Origin of the sequence: Bradyrhizobium sp. INPA03-11B, from assembly GCF_040446015.1 — a bacterium.
Classification (GTDB): domain Bacteria; phylum Pseudomonadota; class Alphaproteobacteria; order Rhizobiales; family Xanthobacteraceae; genus Bradyrhizobium; species Bradyrhizobium macuxiense_A.
Map to the genome: position 1 here is coordinate 1 of NZ_JASGSR010000053.1, position 20679 is coordinate 20679.

The 20679-nt window shown below is 64.8% G+C and carries 18 protein-coding genes; 8 read left to right on the forward strand and 10 right to left on the reverse strand.

Annotation, left to right across the window (positions count from 1 at the left end; genetic code table 11):
* From QMZ05_RS22035 to QMZ05_RS22055, 5 genes are all read right to left on the reverse strand, one after another.
* On the reverse strand, window positions 1-441 hold a 441-nt coding region (locus QMZ05_RS22035), incomplete at its 3' end, for an aromatic-ring-hydroxylating dioxygenase subunit beta (RefSeq protein ID WP_353702646.1).
* Window positions 441-1700: a Rieske 2Fe-2S domain-containing protein gene (locus QMZ05_RS22040; RefSeq protein ID WP_353702647.1), complete on the reverse strand. Its 1260-nt coding sequence runs from the start codon at window positions 1698-1700 to the stop codon at window positions 441-443. The genes QMZ05_RS22040 and QMZ05_RS22035, both read right to left, overlap by 1 nt.
* Before the next feature lie 179 nt (window positions 1701-1879).
* Window positions 1880-2389, reverse strand: coding sequence for a hypothetical protein (locus QMZ05_RS22045; protein ID WP_353702648.1), 510 nt, complete (start codon window positions 2387-2389; stop codon window positions 1880-1882).
* On the reverse strand, window positions 2386-3456 hold the full coding sequence (locus QMZ05_RS22050) for a phosphotransferase family protein (RefSeq protein WP_353702649.1): 1071 nt from the start codon (window positions 3454-3456) through the stop codon (window positions 2386-2388). The genes QMZ05_RS22045 and QMZ05_RS22050 overlap by 4 nt, the downstream gene beginning before the upstream one ends.
* Window positions 3456-5009 carry a long-chain fatty acid--CoA ligase gene (locus tag QMZ05_RS22055; protein ID WP_353702650.1) on the reverse strand — a complete coding sequence of 518 codons (1554 nt, stop codon included), beginning with the start codon at window positions 5007-5009 and terminating at the stop codon, window positions 3456-3458. Before QMZ05_RS22055 ends, QMZ05_RS22050 begins: the two co-directional genes overlap by 1 nt.
* A 203-nt stretch (window positions 5010-5212) precedes the next feature.
* On the opposite strand from QMZ05_RS22055, the gene QMZ05_RS22060 reads away from it, so the two are divergent.
* The 7 genes from QMZ05_RS22060 (at window position 5213) to QMZ05_RS22090 (ending at window position 13815) form a co-directional block, all read left to right on the forward strand.
* Window positions 5213-6448 carry an ABC transporter substrate-binding protein gene (locus QMZ05_RS22060; RefSeq protein ID WP_353702651.1) on the forward strand — a complete coding sequence of 412 codons (1236 nt, stop codon included), beginning with the start codon at window positions 5213-5215 and terminating at the stop codon, window positions 6446-6448.
* A 49-nt stretch (window positions 6449-6497) separates the two neighbouring features.
* Window positions 6498-7613, forward strand: a complete 1116-nt coding sequence (locus tag QMZ05_RS22065; RefSeq protein ID WP_353702652.1) for a hypothetical protein — start codon at window positions 6498-6500, stop codon at window positions 7611-7613.
* Window positions 7613-8536, forward strand: a complete 924-nt coding sequence (locus QMZ05_RS22070; RefSeq protein ID WP_353702653.1) for an acyl-CoA thioesterase domain-containing protein — start codon at window positions 7613-7615, stop codon at window positions 8534-8536. The genes QMZ05_RS22065 and QMZ05_RS22070 overlap by 1 nt, the downstream gene beginning before the upstream one ends.
* Window positions 8537-8749: 213 nt before the next feature.
* Window positions 8750-8983, forward strand: coding sequence for a hypothetical protein (locus QMZ05_RS22075; RefSeq protein WP_167529081.1), 234 nt, complete (start codon window positions 8750-8752; stop codon window positions 8981-8983).
* A 354-nt stretch (window positions 8984-9337) separates the two neighbouring features.
* Window positions 9338-11581: a TonB-dependent siderophore receptor gene (locus tag QMZ05_RS22080; RefSeq protein WP_353702689.1), complete on the forward strand. Its 2244-nt coding sequence runs from the start codon at window positions 9338-9340 to the stop codon at window positions 11579-11581.
* Between the two features lies 1 nt (window position 11582).
* Window positions 11583-12608 carry an extracellular solute-binding protein gene (locus tag QMZ05_RS22085; protein ID WP_353702654.1) on the forward strand — a complete coding sequence of 342 codons (1026 nt, stop codon included), beginning with the start codon at window positions 11583-11585 and terminating at the stop codon, window positions 12606-12608.
* On the forward strand, window positions 12601-13815 hold the full coding sequence (locus QMZ05_RS22090) for a PepSY-associated TM helix domain-containing protein (protein ID WP_353702655.1): 1215 nt from the start codon (window positions 12601-12603) through the stop codon (window positions 13813-13815). Before QMZ05_RS22085 ends, QMZ05_RS22090 begins: the two co-directional genes overlap by 8 nt.
* A gap of 17 nt (window positions 13816-13832) precedes the next feature.
* Here QMZ05_RS22090 and QMZ05_RS22095 read toward each other — a convergent pair whose 3' ends face one another.
* Both QMZ05_RS22095 and QMZ05_RS22100 read right to left on the reverse strand, forming a co-directional pair.
* On the reverse strand, window positions 13833-14360 hold the full coding sequence (locus tag QMZ05_RS22095) for a DUF4269 domain-containing protein (RefSeq protein ID WP_353702656.1): 528 nt from the start codon (window positions 14358-14360) through the stop codon (window positions 13833-13835).
* A gap of 221 nt (window positions 14361-14581) precedes the next feature.
* Window positions 14582-16219 (reverse strand): isocitrate lyase, encoded by a 1638-nt coding sequence (locus QMZ05_RS22100; protein WP_353702657.1) that lies wholly within the window; start codon window positions 16217-16219, stop codon window positions 14582-14584.
* 146 nt (window positions 16220-16365) lie between these two features.
* On the opposite strand from QMZ05_RS22100, the gene QMZ05_RS22105 reads away from it, so the two are divergent.
* The gene (locus QMZ05_RS22105) at window positions 16366-17802 is read left to right on the forward strand and encodes a short-chain fatty acyl-CoA regulator family protein (protein ID WP_353702658.1); all 1437 of its coding nucleotides are present in this window, start codon (window positions 16366-16368) and stop codon (window positions 17800-17802) included.
* Window positions 17803-17811: 9 nt separating this feature from the next.
* Here QMZ05_RS22105 and serA read toward each other — a convergent pair whose 3' ends face one another.
* The 3 genes from serA to QMZ05_RS22120 all read right to left on the reverse strand — a co-directional run bounded on the left by serA (window position 17812) and on the right by QMZ05_RS22120 (window position 20155).
* The gene (serA, locus tag QMZ05_RS22110; RefSeq protein WP_353702659.1) at window positions 17812-19065 is read right to left on the reverse strand and encodes a phosphoglycerate dehydrogenase; all 1254 of its coding nucleotides are present in this window, start codon (window positions 19063-19065) and stop codon (window positions 17812-17814) included.
* 277 nt (window positions 19066-19342) lie between these two features.
* The gene (locus QMZ05_RS22115) at window positions 19343-19648 is read right to left on the reverse strand and encodes a BA14K family protein (protein WP_245321057.1); all 306 of its coding nucleotides are present in this window, start codon (window positions 19646-19648) and stop codon (window positions 19343-19345) included.
* A gap of 210 nt (window positions 19649-19858) precedes the next feature.
* Window positions 19859-20155 carry a hypothetical protein gene (locus QMZ05_RS22120; protein WP_245321058.1) on the reverse strand — a complete coding sequence of 99 codons (297 nt, stop codon included), beginning with the start codon at window positions 20153-20155 and terminating at the stop codon, window positions 19859-19861.
* Window positions 20156-20679 lie beyond the last annotated feature (524 nt).

Genomic DNA, 20679 nt, shown 5'->3' on the forward strand with positions numbered 1-20679 from the left:
CTTGCTGGCCATCCGCAATTCGCCATCGACATGACGCAGCCGGTATTCGTTGCGCGCCGCCCACAGCGTGTCGTCGCGCAGGCTCGACTCGAAGATCAGGCTGTTGCTGGCGACCGCGATGTCGCCATTATCCGGCTGCTCGTCCATCAATTCGATATTCGAGATCAGCCGGCGCAGGTTCGACTGCGGCGTCTGGGTGAAGTGCTTGCCGGTCATCAGCTGCCGCACGCGCAGCGCGATCCGCGAGCGGTTGTCATAGATGATCGACATCTGCCGCTCCGGGTCGATGTCGGCGCCGTTGGCCGGCACCCAGTAGACGCCGTCATCGGTCCAGAGCTTTTCCCAGGCCTCGTATTGATGCTCGTCCTGCAACCGCGCCTCGCGATAGAGGAAGGTGGTGATCGCGCTCATCAAGGTGGCGCTGCTCTCGCGCGACAGCATCAGTTTGGCTCCATCAGCTTGCGATAATGGGTCCAGATGCCGCGCGACGGCACCTCGTCAGTGACGTGGCCGACCGTGAAGCCGAGCTCGTCCTGCCGCTGGCGCTTCTCGCCGCGGCCGAGGAAGATCCATTCCGGATTGCGCGCCAGCACGCCGCGGTGGCAGCGCTCGTACATCTCGGAATCGTCCGCAAGCAGGAAGCCAGCCGGTCCGACCGAGCCCATGGTCTGCTGGCGCAGCCTGCGGTTCAGATCGGGCGCGCCCTTGAATTGCAGCGCGGTGACATGCTGCACGCTGTCATCGACGCCGAGCGGCTGGATCACGAACATCTGGATCTCGGCGATGAACAGGTTCGGGAAGATCATCACATGCGGCGTGCCGTCGATCATGATCTCGCGCGCCGCGGTGTCGCCATAGGCCGTCCTCATCCGCGCGGTGTAGTCGGGCAGCCGCTCCTCGCTGGTGCCGAACCAGCTCATCGGCGCATCGCGCTTGCGGAACTCGGGCCGCAAATCGATCTCGGTGTGACCATTGCCGTAATCGCGCGTCAGCGCGGTCGAGGCGCCGCCATAGAGCTTGCCGATCATGCTGTCGGCGACGCCGAAGATCGAGGTGTGCACGAAGGCCGGGTGATAGCCGTCGCACTCGTTCTCCAGGATGAACTTCCAGTTCGCCTTGACGCGATGCTTGAGGAAGCCCGCCGTGATCTCGACCTCGCCCTCGGGCGAAGTCCGCACCAGGCGATCGATGGTTTCGGCGGCGCCACCGAGATGCTCCTTCAGGGTCGGGCCATCGGCGGCGAAGGAGCCGAACACGAAGCCGCGGTAGGACTCGACGCGCGTCACCCGGCCGAGCGCGAGCTGCGCCTTGTCCTGGCCCTCGTAACCGTCCGGGAACGCGTAACCGACCAGGCGCCCGTCATTGGCGAACGTCCAGGAGTGGAACGGGCAGGTAAACGAGCGCGCATTGCCGCGCTCAAAGGAGCAGACCTGGTTGCCGCGATGCGAGCAGCGGTTGAGCAGCAGATTGACCTTGCCCTGCTCGTCGCGCGTCATGATCACCGATTGCGGGCCGATCGACTTGACGACGTAGTCGTTGGCGTTCGGCACCTCGCTCTCGTGGCCGACATAGACCCAGGTCCGGTACCAGATGTTCTTCAGCTCGGCTTCGAAGATCTCGGGATCGGTGTAGAGCGATCCGTGCACCCGGTCGGGCCGGATCAGCCGTTCCCATGGCGGGACGCCGGTCATCATGTTCATCGCTCCGTCTCCCTCGCCCGCCGCTTGCGCGGATGCCTTTGCCGGTCGCCAATAATAATCCGAACGACCGTTCGGTAAATTAATAGCACGGGCACCGGGGGCCGGCAAGCGTCTTTCTGGACACCGCGCAGCGCCGTGCAGTGCGCAACGATGCAATTCCCGGTGGTCGCCAGCGCGCCTCAGCCCTGTGCCGCGCCACCCTCGCGTTCGCCGCCCGCGATCTGTTGCAGCATCGACTTCGGCGTTGTGGCGAGCTCAATCTTGAGCTGGTCGCAGATCGCCCGCCGCAGCAGGCGCTCGATCTCGGTTGCGGCGTCGCGATTGGCGGCACGCGTGCCCTCGCCGCTTGCCCAGAGCAGAAGCTGCCCGAGCTGCCGGTCGCCATCGTCGCGCAACACCTCGATCGCGGTAGCGTCGGACACGTCGCCGTGAATGCGAGGCGTCGCGGAGATCTCCGGATGCGTCATGCCGTCGGCCAGTCGCTTCACTGCCGCAAAAGTCTCGTCCTGCAAGCGCACCTGCTCGAGCAGCGGCCCCGCCTTCCAGTCGGCGGCGAGCTTCAAACCGTTCAGGGCGTAGATCGCTGAATATACCTGCCCGCGGACGAAATCGTCGCTGCTGTTCGGCACGACATGGCTTTGCAGGGCATCGATGATGCCGTCGATCAACCGCTCGAAGGATGCACTCATGCCGCGGCCTCCAATGCGCGCTCGAAGGCCCGCACGATCGAGGGCATCTGGCTTGCCATCACGGCAAGCCGCATGTCGTTGAAGCGATCGACCTCGAAGGCACGCACGGCGCACATCTGGATCGCCGCCGCCTGGTAAAGCGCATGCGCCTCGTAGAAGGCGAGGCTCCTGTCCGAAACCGCAATACCGGAGGCGCGCTGATAGAGATCGATCACCTCGGCGCGCTCGAGCACGCCATAAAGCTTCCGGCTCCTGGCGTTGAAGGTCGGCATCATCGCCCAGGCCAGATCCTCATGGGGATCGCCGAGATGAGTCAGCTCCCAATCGAGAATCGCGGCGATCCGCCGCTCATGCTCGATGAAATTCCCGATCCGGTAGTCGCCATGCACGATGGTGCGGCACGGCGGCTGCGGGCAGTGATCCTCAAGCCAGCGTCCGCCCCAATCGAGCAGCGGATAATAGCGCGCCGTCGGGCGCGCCAGAGACGCCCGCCAGCCGGCAATTGCGCGCTGTTCGGCGCGATCCGCGCCCTGCGCCTGCGACGCGAATGGCGTCGTGTCCGGATTGATCCGATGCAGCGACGCGAGGATCTCGATAAACTGCCGGGCGATCGCGCGCTTGTGGTCTGGATCGATCTCGCTCGCCGCCCAGGGCGCGGGAACGTCGCCCTCGATGTGCTCGCAGATGAAGAACGGGAAGCCGATCTCGGCGCCATCCTGCGCTGACGACACCAGCGCCGGAACCGGAACGCCGCTGCCGGCCAATGCTTGCAACGCATGGACCTGCGGCAGCACAGAGTAAGGCGCAAACAACCCGCTCGGGGGCCCGACGCGCAGGATCAGCTTGCGGTCCCCATCGAGAGCGGAGCGTGCCGCGAAGGCGTAGGTGATCCAGGAGAAGCCCGACGATTTGCGGCCGAAGCTCGTGATCTTCGTCCGGCTCCCGGATATCCGCGACATGTGTTGCGCCAGCGCAGTCCGCACCGCATCGTCATTCACCACGGCCGGGTGAACAAGGTTCGGCGCAGTACCCGGCACATCGTCGGATCGTTTCGCAGCCTCCGGCATCAATTGACCGACCTCGTATAGCCCTGCCACTTCTCTTCGCGCAGCGCCGACTTCATGATCTTGCCGGAGCCGGTGAGCGGAAGCGGCTCGAGACGGATGTCGACCGAGCGCGGGCATTTGTAGCCGGCGATCAGCGTGCGGCAATGCGCGATCACCGTCTCCGAATCGAGCCGCGCGCCGTCCTTCGGCACCACGATGGCATGCACCGCCTCGCCCCATTGCGGATCGGGAACCGCGATCACGGCGCATTCCTTGACGTGCTCATGCTGGAAGATGGCGTTCTCCACCTCGCCGGAATAAACATTCTCGCCGCCGGAGACGATCATGTCCTTCAGGCGGTCGACGATATAGACGAAACCGTCCTCGTCCATCCAGGCGCCGTCGCCGGTGTGCAGCCAGCCGTTGCGCAGTACGCGCGCGCTTTCTTCCGGCTTGCGCCAGTAGCCGAGCATCACGCCGGCGCCGCGGATCGCGATCTCACCGACCGTGCCACGCGGCACCTCATTGCCCGCGGGATCGACGATGCGGATCTCGACGCCCGGCGCCGCCCGGCCCGCCGATTTGCGCTTGCTCGCCAGCGGTCCCTCCAGCGCATGATATTCCCACGGCAGGATCGTCGCCAGCGCCGCGCTCTCGGTCATGCCGTAGCCCTGGTGGAAGCGCCAGCTCGGCAGCACGCGCATCAGCTTGACCAGCAGAGCATCCGGCATCGGCGAGGCACCGTACTCGCAATCCCTGACGCTGCTCAGATCATAGGTGCCGAAGGACGGATGATTGAGCATCATGTTGAGCATGGTCGGCACGAACAGGCAGTAATCCACGCTGTGCTCGGCGATGGTCTTCATCGCCAGCTCGGGCTCGAATTTCGGGATCGTGACGTGGGTGCCGCCGACGAGGGTGAGCGCGATCATCGGCGAGGTGCCGGCCAGATGGAACATGCCGGCCGAGTGCAGATACCTGGTGTCCTCGCGGAATCGAAGTGCATAGATCCAGACCAGCGATTCATAGATGATGTTGGCATGCGACAGCATCACGCCCTTGGGGAAGCCGGTGGTGCCGCCGGTGTAGAAGATGCCGGCGAGATCGTTATAGGCGCCGGATGCATCTTCGATCGGCGCATGCGCAACCAACTCGTCATAGCCCTGCATGCCGTCGGGGACCTGTCCCTCATCCAGATAGACCATCGCGGTGAGCGATTTCGCGCCGCGCAGCCCCGTCGCAATCTCGGCAAAGATCTTGTCGACCAGTAACAGTTTTGGCGTGGAATCGTCGATCGCATAGGCGTTCTCCGCGGCCGCCCAGCGGGTGTTGAGCGGCACTGCGACCGCACCGGCCCAGGCGATGGCATAAAGCGCCTCGACATAGAGATCGCTGTTGTGCGCCAGGATGGCTACGCGATCGCCGGGCTCGATGCCGAGCCGCCGCAGCCCGCCTGCGGCACAGGCGACGCGGCGGCCGATCTCCTTCCAGCTTCGCGCCCGTCCGGCATGGATGGTGCCCGGTGAATCCTTGCGCAACTGCACCGCCGAGATGAGCGCCTGCGTCAGCTTCATGTTTCCTCCTCGCCGCCACGCCGCTGCGTACGCCTGCGGATATTTCCGTCATGCGCGCAGCCGATATGCCGCCCGGAGATTCCAGTTGATAATCCGGACAGACGGTCTATTATTGCACAGCGAACGCGGCGGGTAAAGCCTGGAAGGCAGCCGCCGTCGGGATCAACGAGCCCCGCAAAAGAGGGCCGTCATGGGAGGGGAAGATGCGGAAGCCAATCGTCACGTTTGCAGTGTGGGCGTTCGCGCTCACCGGCGCGCTTGGAACAGCGCACGCCCAGAAGGCCTATGGTCCGGGGGTCAGCGACACCGAGATCTTGCTCGGCGCCAATGCGCCCTACAGCGGGCCGGCGTCGATCTATGCGAGCTTCCCGAAGACCATGCTCGCCTATTTTGCGATGCTGAACGAAAAGGGCGGCATCAACGGTCGCCACGTCAACCTGCTGACCCGCGACGACGGCTATAGTCCACCCAAGACCGTCGAGGTGACGCGCGCGCTGGTCGAGAACGACAAGGTGCTCGCGATCATGGCGCCGTTCGGCACGCCGACCAACGCCGCGATCCAGAAGTACCTCAACAGCAATGGCGTCCCGCAACTGCTGGTGCAGAGCGGCGGCACACGCTGGAACGATCCCAAACAGTTCCCCTGGACCACGCCCTACTCGCCGACCTACGTCAACGAGTCCCGGATCATCGCGCGCTACGTCCTGCGCGAGAAGCCGGATGCAAAGATCGGCGTGCTCTTGCAGGCCGACGATATCGGCAAGGATTTTGTGCTTGGCCTGAAGGAAGGGCTCGGTGCGAAAGCCGAGACGATGATCGTCAAGGAGGCGATGTATCAGTCGACCGAGCCGACGATCGACTCGCAGATCGTGAATCTGAAGGCGTCCGGCGCCGACACGATCTTGATCGCCGCGCAGAACAAGTTCGCCTCGATGGCGATCCGCAAAATCCACGAGCTCGGATGGAAGCCGCTGATCTTCCTCGGCTCGACCGCGAATTCGATCGCCGGCGTGCTAGTGCCGGCGGGGCTTGACGCTTCGACCGGCATCCTGACCACGACCTCCTACAAGACCCCGAACGATCCGGCCTGGGCCAACGACAAGGGCATGACCGACTATCTCGCCTTCGTTGCGAAATACATGCCGGGCATGGACCCGAACGATGTGATCGCGGTGACCGGCTACACCACGGCCCAGCTCGGCGCGATCATCCTGCAGCGTTGCGGCGATAACCTCACGCGGGAGAACGTGCTGAAGCAGGCCACCAATCTCAGCGGCATCGCGCTGCCGATGCTGCTGCCGGGCATCACCATCCAGACCACGCCGCAGGATTACGCGGCGATCACCGAACGCCGCTTTGCGCGCTTCGACGGCAAGACCTGGGTGCTGTTCGGCGACATCGTGGGCGCGGGAACGACCAAGGAAGCTGCCAAGGACTGACTGCTCTGCACACCGACTGACCGAGGCTCAAACACCAAGGACAAGAACAATGCTGACAGCCCAGGATGATCTCATCGGCCATCAGACACCGCAGCCATTTGCCAAGGCAGGCGGCGGCGATATCAGGTTCACCGAGCGCTGCTGGTACACCGCGCATCCGATCGACGGCAGCGAGCTGCTGATCGACATCGGGCTCGGCTATTACCCGAACCGCAACGTGATGGACGGCTTTGCCGGCATCACGATCGGCCGCCGCCAGCACAATTTCCGTGCCTCGCGGCGGCTCGGGACGCGTCCGCTCGAGACGGAGGTCGGCGGACTCAGAATCGAGATCGTCGAGGGCAACAGCCTGCACAGGGTCTCGCTCGCCGACAATCCGTCGGGCATCAGCTTCGCGCTCGAATTCAAGGCGAGCTTCCCCGCGGCACAGGAGAAGCAGAATTTCCGCGAGCGCAACGGCGTCGTCGAGGAGGACCTGGCGCGCGTCTCGCAATTCGGCCGCTGGCGCGGCTGGATCGTCGCCGACGGCAAGCGCTACGAAATCGAACCGGAACGATGGTGGGGACAGCGCGACCGCTCCTGGGGCCTGCGCTCGGAGATGCGCACCGACGAGACGCAGCCGCCGGTTGCGACCCATCGCAATTTCTTCTGGACCTGGTCAATGTTCCAGTTCGAGGCGTCGGCGCTGTCGCTCTTCATCAAGGAGCGCACGCCGGGCAAGCCGCATTACCTGTCGGGCACCGAGTTCCGCCGCGAGACCGACGGATCGGTATCGCATCGCGAGGTGACCGCGGTCGAACACCAGATCGAGTGGGCCGACGATCCGCTCGGGCAGACCATCGCTGCGGCCGACTTCACCTTCAGCTTCGATCGCGGCGAGCCGCGCCGCGTCAGGATGCAGGGATTGCCGACCCGGTTCTATCTCAAGGCCGGCATGTATGGCGGGCTGCAGGGCTGGACCCACGGCGACGACCGCGGCGAGAACCATGCCGCGCATGACATCTGGAACCTCGACGATGCCGCGACGCGCGCCATCGCGCGCACGCTGTCGGACCATGTCGTCCGGCTCGAAAGCGGCAACGAGACCGGATTCGGCATCAGCGAATATGGCGTCGCCGCCGGCTATCCGCGCTATCCGGGACCGCAGAAATTCCCGGCGATGTGATGGACGGGCAAGGCACCCGCATCGCGGACGGTGACGAAACCGCGTGCGATCCATGGGACGACAGGGCAGCGGAGGAGTTGGTCTCGCTCGAGACCATCGCCCCGCTGCGCTATCGCAGCCGCTTTGGCGACGGCAATCTCAATGGACGCTCCTACGGCGGCCAGATCCTTGGCCAGGCCATGATGGCCGCGACGCTCAGCGCGCCCGAGGATCGCCCGGCGGCGATGCTGCAGCTCTTGTTCCTGCGCGGCGCCGATCCGACCCGGCGCATCACGTTCGACGCTCGGGTTCTCCAGGACGGCAAGCGGTTCTCCTCCCGCCATGTCGTAGGCAAGCAGGGCGAACAAACGGTCCTGAGTGCGCAGGCCACGTTCTGCGCGCCGCAGCCCGGACCGCGGCACGCCGCACCGTTCGCGCGGACGGAGGATCCGGAAAGCCTGCCCGACTTGGCCGAGATCCCTGACGCATTGATGGCGCAGTTGCGGCCGCTCGGTCCCTACTCGCCGCTGATCAAGCCCAGCATGGATTTCCGCGTTCCCGAGATCGAGCGGCAGCTCTCGGCCGCGACCGCCGAGCCGCGCCTGCGCTTCTGGATCAGATGCAGACAGCCGCTCGCCACGGGTTCCCGCGCCCGGGCCGCCGTGTTCGCCTATCTCTCGGATTGGTGGCTCAACTTCTCCAGCGTCGGCGGCCATCTCCGCGACCTGCAGACGCGCGCGCCGCTCTATCTGTCGAGCCTCAACCATTGCATCTGGTTTCATCGCGCATTTTCGCCCGACGCCTGGATGCATGTCGACACCGATAGCCCGTGCGCCGACGGCGGCCGCGGGCTGTCGATCGCCCGCGTCCATGACCGCAATGGGTCGATGCTCGCGACATCGATCCAGGAAACCCTGATGGTGCATCCCGACGCCGATGCGTAAACCGCGCCGCGACAGAGCTGGGCGCGCGCCGCGATCGCGGCTGGGTTGCGGTCGATGCGCCGCGCCGGTTCCACCGTCTGTTGAATCCCGGCAACACCGTCAGACAAAAACGCGCAATCGGGCAGATTGTGGGTTTTGAATCACGAAGGTGCCGCATCCCTGTCAAATCCTGTTCGCGGGTGGCGCAACAAGAACACTATGGGGAAAACCTACATGCAGCAGGCACCGCTGGCCGCACGGAGTGCGGAATCGTCTGGATATGTTCTCTACTTCCAGCTCGCCAGCAATGGCACCAGACGCGCGTGCAGTCTGACGATCCAGGCGGAAAGCGCCAACGAGGCGGCGCGCATCTTCCGCGAGAACTGGGGCGAGATCGAATCGATGGCACGCGACGGCGTGAGCACCGGAGTGGTCGGCTCGGCGCCCGTCAGCCTGGCAATGTCGTGAGACACATCGCGCGACGTACGGCGAACTGTACGCGTGAGGCGTGACAGGATAACGACCTGCGGGATCGCGCGACCAATTGACGCGCTGACGCAACAATCAAGTCATGGGGTGCGAGGCTCGCGCATACCCGCGAGGCTCGCTGCGTCTTAGAACGATTCAAATGCAATCCGGTTAGAGGGATTCAAGTCTGCTCCGGTTCTTTTCGCGCGCGCCGACTGCTAGAGGCGCGGCGTGAATGAGTTTGCGTGAATCGGAAGTCCAAGAGTGCCTGTGAATGCTGATCGCCGGGTTGTCGGCGACCGTCGAAATGCCGCCGACAAGGGCCGCACCCACCTGCTGATCGGCGCAGCGTTCCTGCTCGCCGACGTCTCCTCCGCAGTAGCGCCGGCAAGCGCCCAATCGAGCGTCCCGTTGCCGCCGGTCACGGTCGAGCAGCCGACGCAGAAGCGTAAGCCGGCACCCAGCTCGGCGAAGCCGGCGCAGCGAACGCAGGCGGCGGCACGGCCGCGCAGCCGGAATGCCCAGCCGGCGCCGCCGACCGCATCGGAGCGTGCGGCAGCTAGCGCCGCCGCGCTGAACGAAGCCAAGCTCGGCTATCGCGCGATGCCAAGCTCGACCACCTTGCGCAGCGGCGCCTCGCCGCTCGACACCGCGCAGACGGTCAATGTCGTGCCGGAGCAGGTGCTCAGGGACCAGCTGCCGCGCAACCTCGACGACGCGCTGGCCAATGTCAGCGGCGTCACCCAGGGCAACACGCTGGCAGGAACCCAGGATGCCGTGATGCGCCGCGGCTTCGGCGACAACCGTGACGGCTCGATCATGCGCAACGGCATGCCACTGGTGCAGGGCCGCAGCCTCAACGCCGCGGTCGAAAGCGTCGAGGTGCTGAAAGGCCCGGCCTCGCTGCTCTACGGCATCATGGATCCCGGCGGCATCGTCAACACGATCAGCAAGCGCCCCGAGCTCTATCGCCACGGCTCGGTGACCCTGCTCGGCTCGACCTACGCCAACAACAAGAGCGGCGCCGACGGCACCATCGACATCACGGGCCCGATCGGCAATGGCGGCCTCGCCTATCGCTTCATCGGCTATGGCGTGAGCGAGGACTACTGGCGCAATTTCGGGCGCCATCGCGAAATGCTGGTCGCGCCGTCACTGGCCTGGTACGGCGACAACACCACCGTCCAGCTCAACTACGAGCACCGCGAATTCATCGCGCCGTTCGACCGCGGCACCGCGTTCGATGCCGTGACCCAAGCGCCGCTGGCGATCCCCGCGACACGCCGGCTCGACGAGCCCTTCAACAACATGTGGGGAACCTCCGACCTGATGCAGGCCTCGGTCGAGCACCGGCTGAACCAGGACTGGAAGCTGTTCGCGGCCTACAGCTACAACACCGAGACATTCAGCGCGAACCAGCTCCGCATCACCGGCATCAACAGCAAGACCGGCGTCGAGACCCGCAGCAATGACGGCACGCAGGGTTCGCTCAGCAATTCGAGCTACGGCACCTCCTATCTGCAGGGCAATGTCTGGCTCGGCGGGTTCCGCAACGAGGTGCTGTTCGGCGGCGACGGCCAGTACCGTACGATCTACCGCGACAATCTGATCCGGCAGGCGACGCCAAGCTTCAACTTCTACAATCCGGTTTACGGGCTGATCACGCCGGGCACAACGGTATCGGCCAGCGACAGCGCCCAGACCGACAAGCTCGGCCAGTGGTCGCTATTCTTCCAGGACACGCTGCATCTGACCGAGCGCTTCGCGCTGGTCGGCGGCGTGCGCTACATGGACTACGACCAGATCGCCGGCAGGGGCCGGCCCTTCATCACCAACACCAACGTGTCGGCGGACAAGGCGCTGCCGCTCGGCGGCGCCATCCTCAAGCTCACCGACCAGGTCTCGCTGTATGCGAGCTACACGCAGTCGCTGAAGCCGACCTCGACCATCGCGCCGCTCACCGGCGGCGTCGTGATCGGCTCCAACATCGCGCCCGAAGAGGGCACCCAGTGGGAGACCGGCGTCAAGTTCGACTTCAACAAGCGGATCTCCGGCACGCTTGCGCTCTACGACATCGAGAAGAAGAACGTGCTGGTTTCGCAGCTCAACCCCGCAACCGCCATCGTCGAATACCGCACCGCCGGCAAGGTTCGCTCGCGCGGCGTCGAGCTCGACGTCACCGGCAGGCTGACCGATAGCTGGAGCATGATCGGAAGCTACGGCTATACCGATGCACGAGTCACTGAGGATCCGACCCTCGCCGGCAACGCCCTGCAGAACGTCGCGCTCAACACCGCCTCGCTCTATCTGGTCTACGATTTCGGCACCACCCTGCCCGGCCGTCTGCGTCTCGGCGGCGGCGCGCGCTATGTCGGCGACCGCCCCGGCGACGCCGCAAACAGCTTCGTGCTGCCGGCCTACACCGTCGCGGATGTGTTTGCGACCTACGAGACCAAGGTCCAGACGTTCCCGGTGATCTACCAGTTCAACGTCAAGAACCTGTTCGACACCGTCTACTATCCATCCGCCAACAACATCCTGACGGTGGCGATGGGCGATGCGCGGCGCTTTTCGCTCTCGGCGACGGTGAAATTCTAGCATGGGCGCGGCGCGGACAGCGATCGGACTGCTCGCCGCCGTGGCCGCGACCGCTTTCGCCTGCACTGCGGTGTGCGCCGACGAGCTCACACTTTACTCGACCCGCGAAGCCAATCTGGTCGAACCCGTGATCGCGGCGTTCACGGCCGCGAGCGGCACGAGGGTCAGGACCGTCTTTGTCGAGGACAGCCTGGTCAAGCGCCTGACATCGGAGGGCGATAATTCGCCCGCGGACGTCCTGCTGACCATCGGTCTCGACAAGACGACGCAGCTTGTCACGCGTGGGCTGACGCAGCCGCTTGCATCTCCCGTTCTTGACCAGGCGGTGGCGGCGAACCTGCGCGGTGGCGGCGGCCAATGGATCGCGCTCGCCGTCCGTCCACGTGTGGTGTTCGCACGTAACGACAGCCGCCTCGCCGCGATCACCTATGAGGAGCTCGCCGATCCCAAATGGCGCGGCAAGCTGTGCATGCGGCCGGCCGCGCACCAGAACAATGTCGCACTGATCGCAGCTTACCTCACCCATCACGGCACGGATGCGACGCAGAGCTGGCTCGCCGGGCTGAAGGATAATCTCGCCCGCAAGCCGACCGGCAAGGACAATGACGTGGTCCGCGAGATCGCGGAAGGACGCTGCGAGATCGGGATCGGCAACACGGTCGCACTCGCGCAGCTCCGCGACGGCCGCGAAGGCAATGATTGGCGCACGTGGGCGGACGCCGTGAAGGCCGTGCCGACCGCGTTTACGGGTAGCGGCAGCCACGTCAATCTGACCGGCGCGGCGATGGCACGGCACGCACCGCATCCGGCCGCGGCACGCGCCTTCCTCGAGTTCCTGGTCACACCCGAGGCCCAGACGATCTTTGCCGCCTCCGAGCTGGAATATCCCGTACTTGCGACTGCAAAGCGGGCCCCAATCGTCGAGGGACTCGGATCGTTTCCCGCCGACGCGCTGCCCATCGACGAGATTGCCGCGCATCAAGCGGCCGCAATCGCCCTGATCCGAAAGGCCGGATTCGATGAGTGACGTCCGACGCCCGATCAAGGCCGCGCTGTTGCAGGTCCATTCCATCGCCGGCCTTGCGCTGGCGCTGCTCTGGGCCGTGGTCGGCCTCACCGGCGCGACGATGGCTTTCGAGGACGAGATCGAGGCCAGCCTGAACAGCCACATCATGCGCGTCGACGCCAGCGCAGCGCGGCGGCTCACGCCGGACGAACTGGTCGCGCGGCTCCAGGCTTCCGGCGATTTCGGCAAGGTCTCGGCCGTAGCGATGGCCAGCGATCCCTCGGCGGCGGCGCACATCCGCTTCGCCCGCAGCGAAGGCGGCTCGCGGCCGTCCTCGGTCTATGTCGATCCCTATGACGGACACGTGCTCGGCTCGCCGCACGGCGAGGACTTCTTCGCCACAGTCCGCAAGCTGCATCGCTGGCTGCTGCTGCCGGGCGACGGCAATGGCGTGGGCCGCAAGATCACCGGCACTGCCGCGATCTGCCTGTTCGCGATGCTGATCACCGGCCTCGTGCTGCGCTGGCCGCATCGCGCGCGCAGCGTGAAGATGTGGCTGAAGCCAAATCTGGGACTGCGCGGGCGTGGCCTGCACCGCTCGCTGCATGCCGTGATCGGCACCTGGGTGCTGCCGGTCTATCTGGTGATGACGCTGACCGGCCTGTGGTACTCGTTCGAATGGTACAAGGCCGGTGCCAACTGGCTGCTGGCGCGGCCGCAGGCCACGACCGCGGCGATGCAGCCGAAACCATCGCGCGGCGCGGCGGCTGCCGAAAGCGAGGGCGACGGCAAGTCTGAAGCGAAGACCGAGGCAAAGCCGCTCGCGTTCGATCATGTCTGGTCAGCGTTCCTGCAGCAGGACAACAACGATTACGGTAGGGCTCTCCTGACCTTGCCGGCCGGCACGGGCACGAGGGTGCGCGTGCGGTCCTGGTCGCGGGATTCGACGCTCGAGAGCGTGCGTGACGAATTCCGCATCGACGCCGTCACCGGACGCGTCATCTCGTCGGATCGCTATGCGGACAAGACGTTTGGCGAGCGCGTCCTTGCCGGCGTGCTCGACATCCACCGCGGCGCCATCCTGGGATGGCCCGGCAAGCTCGCCTTCATGCTGGCCGCGGCCATGATGCCACTGTTCGCCGTGACCGGTCTGCTGCTCTATCTGTCCCGCCGCAGGCACCGGCGCCTTGCGCGGCCGCCGGTTGCTCACCTCGTGCCGGGCGAGTGAGCTTCATGAACCGGCGATCAGCCGAGATCGCACGCCGCGAGCCGGGCGCGTAACCCGGCGTCCGTTTCAACCGCGAGGTCAAGCAATCCCTGATAGGGATCGCCGGATATCCCGAGGACGGCGGCGAACGCAGGCTCGGTCTTGAGGCCACCTGCCCTTAAAGTTCCGACAGCTCGCCGCAGCCGTCCATCATCAAGCGCGAGCAGCCGCCGCTCGACCTCGAAGTGGACCCAGCTCCGCTGCTGCTCGACCGGACGCTGGTCACCGAACAGTTCGAACGGCCAGCCATCCCACACAAAGCGAGCAATTGCCGGCCGCGTTCCCGAGGTCCATCGGTAGAGCACGAAGTCGTCGGCCGATCGGTAATGCTTCCAAACGATGTCCGCGAAGGAGTTCGGGTCGAGCACATGGCAGACGATATCGATGTCGCTGCCGGGCACAGCAAGGCCGAGCGGCAGCGTTCCGACGATACGGGGATCGAATGGCTCGAGCCGCTCCAGCACGGCGGAGCTGGTGACGGCGGACTTGTAGTCTCCGACGGTCATGGCGTGGCAGGCCCCTCACGATCGCAGCGACGCAATACCACGCGCGCGTCGAATGCGTGAGCCTCTACGAGTGGGCGGAGGACGGGAAAAAGCGCCTTGCAAAACGTTGTGGGGCGATCTCGACCGCGTCACCGTGGTCGAAATCGCCCCGCCAAACGACGAACAGGCGGGACTGCCTCGCAATCCCGCCTGTCCGCCGATATCTTGATCCGTTCGAGCGATTAGCCGAACTGGTTCATCGTGTTGTGGGCGCCACCCGCCTTGAGGGCGGCCTCACCGGCGAAGTACTCCTTGTGATCGTCGCCGATGTCGGAGCCCGCCATGTTCTGATGCTTGGCGCAGGCGATGCCCTGACGGATCTCCGCGCGCTGCACGTTCTTGACGTAGCCCAGCATGCCCTGCTCGCCGAAATACTCCTTCGCGAGATTGTCGGTCGACAGCGCCGCCGTGTGATAGGTCGGCAACGTGATCAGATGGTGGAAGATGCCGGCACGCTTGGCCGAATCCGCCTGGAAGGTGCGAATGCGCTCGTCGGCTTCGATCGCCAGCGGCGTCTCGTCGTATTCCGGCTTCATCAGCTCGGCACGGTTGTACTTGCTGACATCCTTGCCGGCTTCCTTCATCGCGTCGTAGACCTGCCAACGGAAGTTGATCGTCCAGTTGAACGACGGCGAGTTGTTGTACGCCAGCTTCGCGTTCGGAATGACCTTGCGGATGCGGTCGACCATCGAAGCGATCTGCTCGATATGCGGCTTCTCGGTCTCGATCCAGAGCAAGTCGGCGCCGTTCTGCAGCGAGGTGATGCAGTCGAGCACGCAGCGATCCGCACCGGTGCCGGGACGGAACTGGTAGAGGTTGCTGGGCAGACGCTTCGGACGCATCATCTTGCCGTTCTGGTTGATGATGACGTCGCCGTTGCGCGCGTTGGCAGCCGTCACTTCCTCGCAATCGAGGAAGCTGTTGTACTGGTCGCCGAGGTCGCCGGGCTTGTGGCTCACGGCGATCTGCTGGGTCAGGCCGGCACCGAGCGAGTCGGTACGGGTCACGATGATGCCGTCTTCGACGCCGAGCTCCAGGAACGCATGGCGGCAGGCGCGGATCTTCGCGATGAACACCTCGTGCGGCACGGTGACCTTGCCGTCCTGGTGACCGCACTGCTTCTCGTCGGAGACCTGGTTCTCGATCTGCAGCGCGCAGGCGCCCGCCTCGATCATCTTCTTGGCGAGCAGATAGGTCGCCTCGGCATTGCCGAAACCGGCGTCGATGTCGGCGATCACAGGCACGACGTGGGTCTGGAAGTTGTCGATCTTCTCGATCAGCGCCTTTTCCTTGGCCTTGTCGCCTTCCTTGCGGGCCGCATCGAGCGCGCGGAAGATATCGTTGAGCTCACGCGAGTCCGCCTGACGCAGGAAGGTGTAGAGCTCTTCGATCAGCGCCGGCACCGAAGTCTTCTCGTGCATCGACTGGTCGGGCAGCGGACCGAATTCGGAGCGCAGCGCCGCAATCATCCAGCCGGAGAGATAGAGGTAACGGCGGTCGGTGTTGCCGAAGTGCTTTTTGACCGAGATCAGCTTCTGCTGGGCGATGAAGCCGTGCCAGCAGCCGAGCGACTGGGTGTACTTGGTGCTGTCGGCGTCATAGGCGGCCATGTCGGCGCGCATCAGCGCAGCCGTGTACCGGGCGACATCCAGACCGGTCTTGAAGCGGTTCTGCAGGCGCATGCGCGCCACGGCTTCGGCGGTGACGCCGTTCCAGGTGTCCTTGGTCTTGAGGAGCGCTTCGGCCGCCTCAATCTCGCTCTGATACGAAGCCGGTCCCTGGATAGCCGGATCGCTGATCCCGCGCGGTTGGAAGTTCATGTCCGTGATCCCTTCGGTGACGAAATAACTGCACCGTTTGTGACGCCTGGCGGCGTTGGGAGCTAGACCTGGCGCGGAAAACTTGTCATAACTTACAAGAAACCGTTGTATCGTTGTAAGAATATTACATAGACATGGATTAGGCGATGGTAACCTCAAGCGCCCGTTCCGTTTTCATGGGCCCGCGGCTGCGCCGGCTGCGGCGGGACCTCGGGCTGACCCAGGCGGATATGGCCGCCGATCTCGAAATCTCGGCCCCCTATGTCGCGCTGCTGGAACGGAACCAGCGGCCAGTGACGGCGGATATGCTGCTTCGACTGGCCCGCACCTACAAGATTGATCTGGCCGATCTCGCCGGCGACGGCGGCGCCGATCACACCGCGCGCATGCAGTCCGTCTTGAAGGAGCCGATGTTTGCCGACATCGACATCCCGACGCTCGAGGTCAGCGACCTCGCGGTCAGCTATCCCGGAATGACCGAAGCGTTCCTGCGCCTCTACACGGCCTATCGTGAAGAGCAGCTGGCGCTCGCGGAGCGACGGGCCCCGGACCTGGCGGGTGCCGCCTTGCTCCCGGGTGAGAACTTCGACGCCAACGATCCGGTCGCGGAAGTCAGGCGATTCCTCGCCGCGCGCCGCAACAATTTCGCCAACCTCGACGATGCCGCCGAGCGTCTCGTCCACGAACCGGCCGGACCGGCCGGATTCATCGAGCGGCTTCGCGAGCGTCACAAGCTCCAGGTCCGCTATCTGCCACCGAACGTCATGCTCGGCTCGGTCAGGCGACTGGATATGCATCGCAGACAACTGCTGCTCGAGGACTCGCTCGATACCGCAGGCCTCAATTTCCAGCTCGCCAAGCAACTCGCCTATCTGGAACTGGAAGGCGAGATCGGTGCGGCGGTGGAAGACGGCAAGTTCACCAGCAAGAGCGCCGAGCTGCTGGCCCGCCGCGCACTTGCAGCCTATGCCGCGGCCGCGCTCATCATGCCGTACTCCGTGTTTGCGAAAGCCGTCGAGGCGCGTCGTTACGATCTCGAGGCGCTGGCGCGTCAATTCGGCACCAGCTTCGAGCAGACAGCGCACCGCGTCACGACCTTGCAGCGGCCGGGCCTCGAGAAGGTGCCGTTCTTCCTGATCCGCGTCGATCCGGCCGGCAACATCTCCAAGCTGCTCGACGGTGCCGGCTTCCCGTTCGCAAAGCACGGCGGCGCCTGCCCGCTGTGGTCGGTCCACGACATCTTCAAAACGCCGCGCCAGATCGTCACGCAATGGCTGGAATTGCCCGACGGACAGCGGTTCTTCTCGATCGCCCGCACCGTGACCGCCGGCGGCGGCGCGTTCGGCGCCATCCGCGTCGAGCGTGCGATCGCGATCGGCTGCGCGGCCGAGCATGCGGGCCAGCTGATCTACACGCGCGACGGACAGGGGCCGAACTCCGATGAGCCGACACCGATCGGCGTCGCCTGCCGGGTCTGTCATCGCCCGCGATGCGCGGCACGATCGGCGCCGCCGATCGGACGCGAGATTCTTCCCGACGATTTCAGAACCTCGAGCGTGCCGTTCGGCTTCTCGGCCGATTGACGCAGTCGATCACCCCTGCGGCCGGTTCTGGTCATACAGCACCCGCGCGCGGATGGTGCCGTCGATGTCTTTCAGATCGGCCAGGAGCGCCTCGCCCTCGCCGCCGACCACGTCGGTCTCGAGCACGACATAGCCGACTTCCGGATCGGTCTGCAGATACTGCGCCAGGATGTTGATCCCGTGCCGGGAGAGTGCGTCGTTGACCTGGCGCATGACGCCGGGAACGTTGCGATGAACATGGATGAACCGGGTGCCGGTCGGTCGCGCCGGCAATTGCACCTGCGGAAAATTGACCGCGCCGAGGGTCGATCCGACGTCGGAATAATCGATCAGCTTGCGCGCAACTTCGCCGCCGATGCGATCCTGTGCTTCCTCGGTCGAACCGCCGACGTGCGGCGTCAGGATGACATTGGGGAGCCCCTGCAGCGGCGAGACGAAGCGCGCCTCGTTCGAGACCGGTTCGACCGGAAACACGTCGACCGCGGCACCCGCCAGCCGGTCCTCACGCAAGGCCGCCGCCAGCGCATCGAGATCGACCACCGTGCCGCGTGAGTTGTTGATCAAATAGGCCTCGGGCTTCATCAGCCGAAGCTGGGCCGCGCCAATCATGTTGGCGGTGGCCGGCGTCTCCGGCACGTGCAGCGACACGACGTCGCTGGCCGCAAGCAGCTCGTCGAGGGTATCGACCGGCTCGGTATTGCCGTGACGCAGCTTGTCGGTGTGATCGAAATAGATCACGCGCATACCCATCGCTTCCGCAAGGTTCGACAGCTGCGAGCCGATATTGCCGTAGCCGACGATGCCGAGCGTCTTGCCGCGCACCTCGCGGCTGCCTTCGGCGGACTTGTCCCAGCCGCCGCCGTGTGCGGAGACCGACCGCGGAAAGATCCGGCGGAACAGCATGACGATCTCGGCGATGGTCAGCTCCGCCACGCTGCGGGTGTTGGAGTATGGTGCATTGAATACGGGGATTCCGAGCTTCCGCGCGGCGTCGAGATCCACCTGATTGGTGCCGACCGAAAAGCAACCGACGACCAGCAGCCGGTCGGCAGCCTCGAGGATTTCCGCGGTCAACTGGGTCCGCGACCGAATTCCCAGCATATGGATGCCCGACAGCGCCTGCCTGAGGTCTTTCGGCCCCAGCGCCTTGGGCAGACGTTGCAGCTCGGTATAGCCGTTCGCCTCGAACATCCGGACCGCGGAATCGTTCACGCCCTCCAGCAGCAGCACGCGTATTTTTGTCTTGGGAAGCGACAACATCATCAAGATCCAGGCTCGTAGGTTCGGCAGGTCGTGCTCGAACGCAGTTTCGACGGATCAGGTGATAACATGGAAAGCAATCGCGTCAGAAGCGGCCGTCAGCGGCCTGCCCCGCGATTTCCGGTCAAGCCCCCTCGATCCGCGCATCCAGCCCCAGGGCGGGAACCGATTCAGCCAAATATCTTGCTCGATTCTCGGGCAGAGGCTCCGTTCTGCCCCGGGCGTTCGAACGCCTGCCCCGGCTCAGCGGCCGGAGCAGGCGCGGCTGCATCTCAAACGCTTACTGGCAAGGATAGCGCCGGCCGTCCTTGGCCTGGAAGGTATTAGACGCCGGGTCGTACGAGCGATAGCGCTGGGCGCAGGACGTCGCGTGCTGCTGGGCGGCGGCAGCTTCCTGCTGGGCAGCCGCGTTGGCCGCGCCGGCCGCGATGACGCCGCCGATGAGGCCGCCGACCAGTCCGCCGACCGCAGCGCCGCCATCGCAGTTCCCGTAGCGGCACCAGACCTTCTCGGTCACGGCCGGCGCTGCGGCCGCAACACCGGCACCGTGCTGTAGCGGAGCCGAGATTGCGGAGACGGAAAACATCATAACGCCGGTGGTGGCCGTCAAAACGACTTTCAAAAAGCGAGCCCTACGCATCATATCTCCTGCTTCATTTGCTGTGGGCGCAGGCCGGCACCTGCGTCCTGATTCCCTCAACATGGATGGGCTCGTCCGGTCCCGGACCGGACGACACCCGGACACGCACGGCCGGTTACAATTCGCGCGTCAGCCTGCTTCACAAATGGGCGGAGTTCATTGGCCGGCTGCGTTCACGACGCGGCAGAGGTTGTCGCCGACACCCGGAGCCAACTGTCCCGGCGGCAGGATGAAGGTCGCATCGACGCGGCTGCCCTTGCCGTCCTTGCGGACGACGACCTGCAACGTTTGTGGCCTGCCGGATCCGGTGGTCTCCTGCTGAACGGTCAGCGTGCCAAGCTTCTTGTCGACGTTCACACCGACAAAACCCTCCGCCAGGACGGCGCGGGACACCTTGTCGAGAGCGGCAGCGGGATTGACCGATGGGAAGATCATCCAGGTCTTGTGCGTCATACCCGTAACCATGGGAACGCCGGTGCTCTGGACGTGATCTGCGCAACCATCGGCCAGCGCAGGTATGGACGAAAGAACCGTGAGCGCGAATACGCAAGTAATCCTTGTAAGCATGCTTTCATAACCCGTTTGAGTTGGTCCGGACGATTTAGGCCAAATGGGCTATGAGTCCATGGACGCCATCGCATTCCGGATGGATGCATTCGGATTTTGGCTAGCATGACCGGTAGCGTGCGCAGCCGCGCTCGCTGGTATTCTGAAACGCCAGCACCGCAGCACGCGTGACATCAACGGAGACGCTCGAGGCGGCGAATTGAATCAAATCTTACTTTTCGTTACTCGGTGTCGCGATCTGGATATCCCGTTCGGCAATTGGATATCGAGCGAGGCGAAAAAGGGAACGCGACCTGATTTCCCCAAGGCTGTGTTAGGGTGACCGTGCGGTTTGTGCGTGTGGCAGACGTCTCAGAGGGGATGGCTACCCCCCGGTCTGATGGATCGGGTCACTTAGCGCACAGCAATTG

Excerpts from the sequence above, each read along its gene's own strand:
- QMZ05_RS22090 (WP_353702655.1), top strand. The coding sequence starts at position 12,601 with ATGAGTGACGTCCGACGCCCGATCAAGGCCGCGCTGTTGCAGGTCCAT.
- serA (WP_353702659.1), bottom strand. The coding sequence starts at position 19,065 with ATGATGTTGTCGCTTCCCAAGACAAAAATACGCGTGCTGCTGCTGGAG.
- QMZ05_RS22060 (WP_353702651.1), top strand. The coding sequence starts at position 5,213 with ATGCGGAAGCCAATCGTCACGTTTGCAGTGTGGGCGTTCGCGCTCACC.
- QMZ05_RS22050 (WP_353702649.1), bottom strand. The coding sequence starts at position 3,456 with ATGCCGGAGGCTGCGAAACGATCCGACGATGTGCCGGGTACTGCGCCG.
- QMZ05_RS22105 (WP_353702658.1), top strand. The coding sequence starts at position 16,366 with ATGGTAACCTCAAGCGCCCGTTCCGTTTTCATGGGCCCGCGGCTGCGC.
- QMZ05_RS22055 (WP_353702650.1), bottom strand. The coding sequence starts at position 5,009 with ATGAAGCTGACGCAGGCGCTCATCTCGGCGGTGCAGTTGCGCAAGGAT.
- QMZ05_RS22100 (WP_353702657.1), bottom strand. The coding sequence starts at position 16,219 with ATGAACTTCCAACCGCGCGGGATCAGCGATCCGGCTATCCAGGGACCG.
- QMZ05_RS22085 (WP_353702654.1), top strand. The coding sequence starts at position 11,583 with ATGGGCGCGGCGCGGACAGCGATCGGACTGCTCGCCGCCGTGGCCGCG.
- QMZ05_RS22070 (WP_353702653.1), top strand. The coding sequence starts at position 7,613 with ATGGACGGGCAAGGCACCCGCATCGCGGACGGTGACGAAACCGCGTGC.
- QMZ05_RS22040 (WP_353702647.1), bottom strand. The coding sequence starts at position 1,700 with ATGAACATGATGACCGGCGTCCCGCCATGGGAACGGCTGATCCGGCCC.
- QMZ05_RS22065 (WP_353702652.1), top strand. The coding sequence starts at position 6,498 with ATGCTGACAGCCCAGGATGATCTCATCGGCCATCAGACACCGCAGCCA.
- QMZ05_RS22075 (WP_167529081.1), top strand. The coding sequence starts at position 8,750 with ATGCAGCAGGCACCGCTGGCCGCACGGAGTGCGGAATCGTCTGGATAT.
- QMZ05_RS22120 (WP_245321058.1), bottom strand. The coding sequence starts at position 20,155 with ATGACGCACAAGACCTGGATGATCTTCCCATCGGTCAATCCCGCTGCC.
- QMZ05_RS22095 (WP_353702656.1), bottom strand. The coding sequence starts at position 14,360 with ATGACCGTCGGAGACTACAAGTCCGCCGTCACCAGCTCCGCCGTGCTG.
- QMZ05_RS22115 (WP_245321057.1), bottom strand. The coding sequence starts at position 19,648 with ATGTTTTCCGTCTCCGCAATCTCGGCTCCGCTACAGCACGGTGCCGGT.
- QMZ05_RS22045 (WP_353702648.1), bottom strand. The coding sequence starts at position 2,389 with ATGAGTGCATCCTTCGAGCGGTTGATCGACGGCATCATCGATGCCCTG.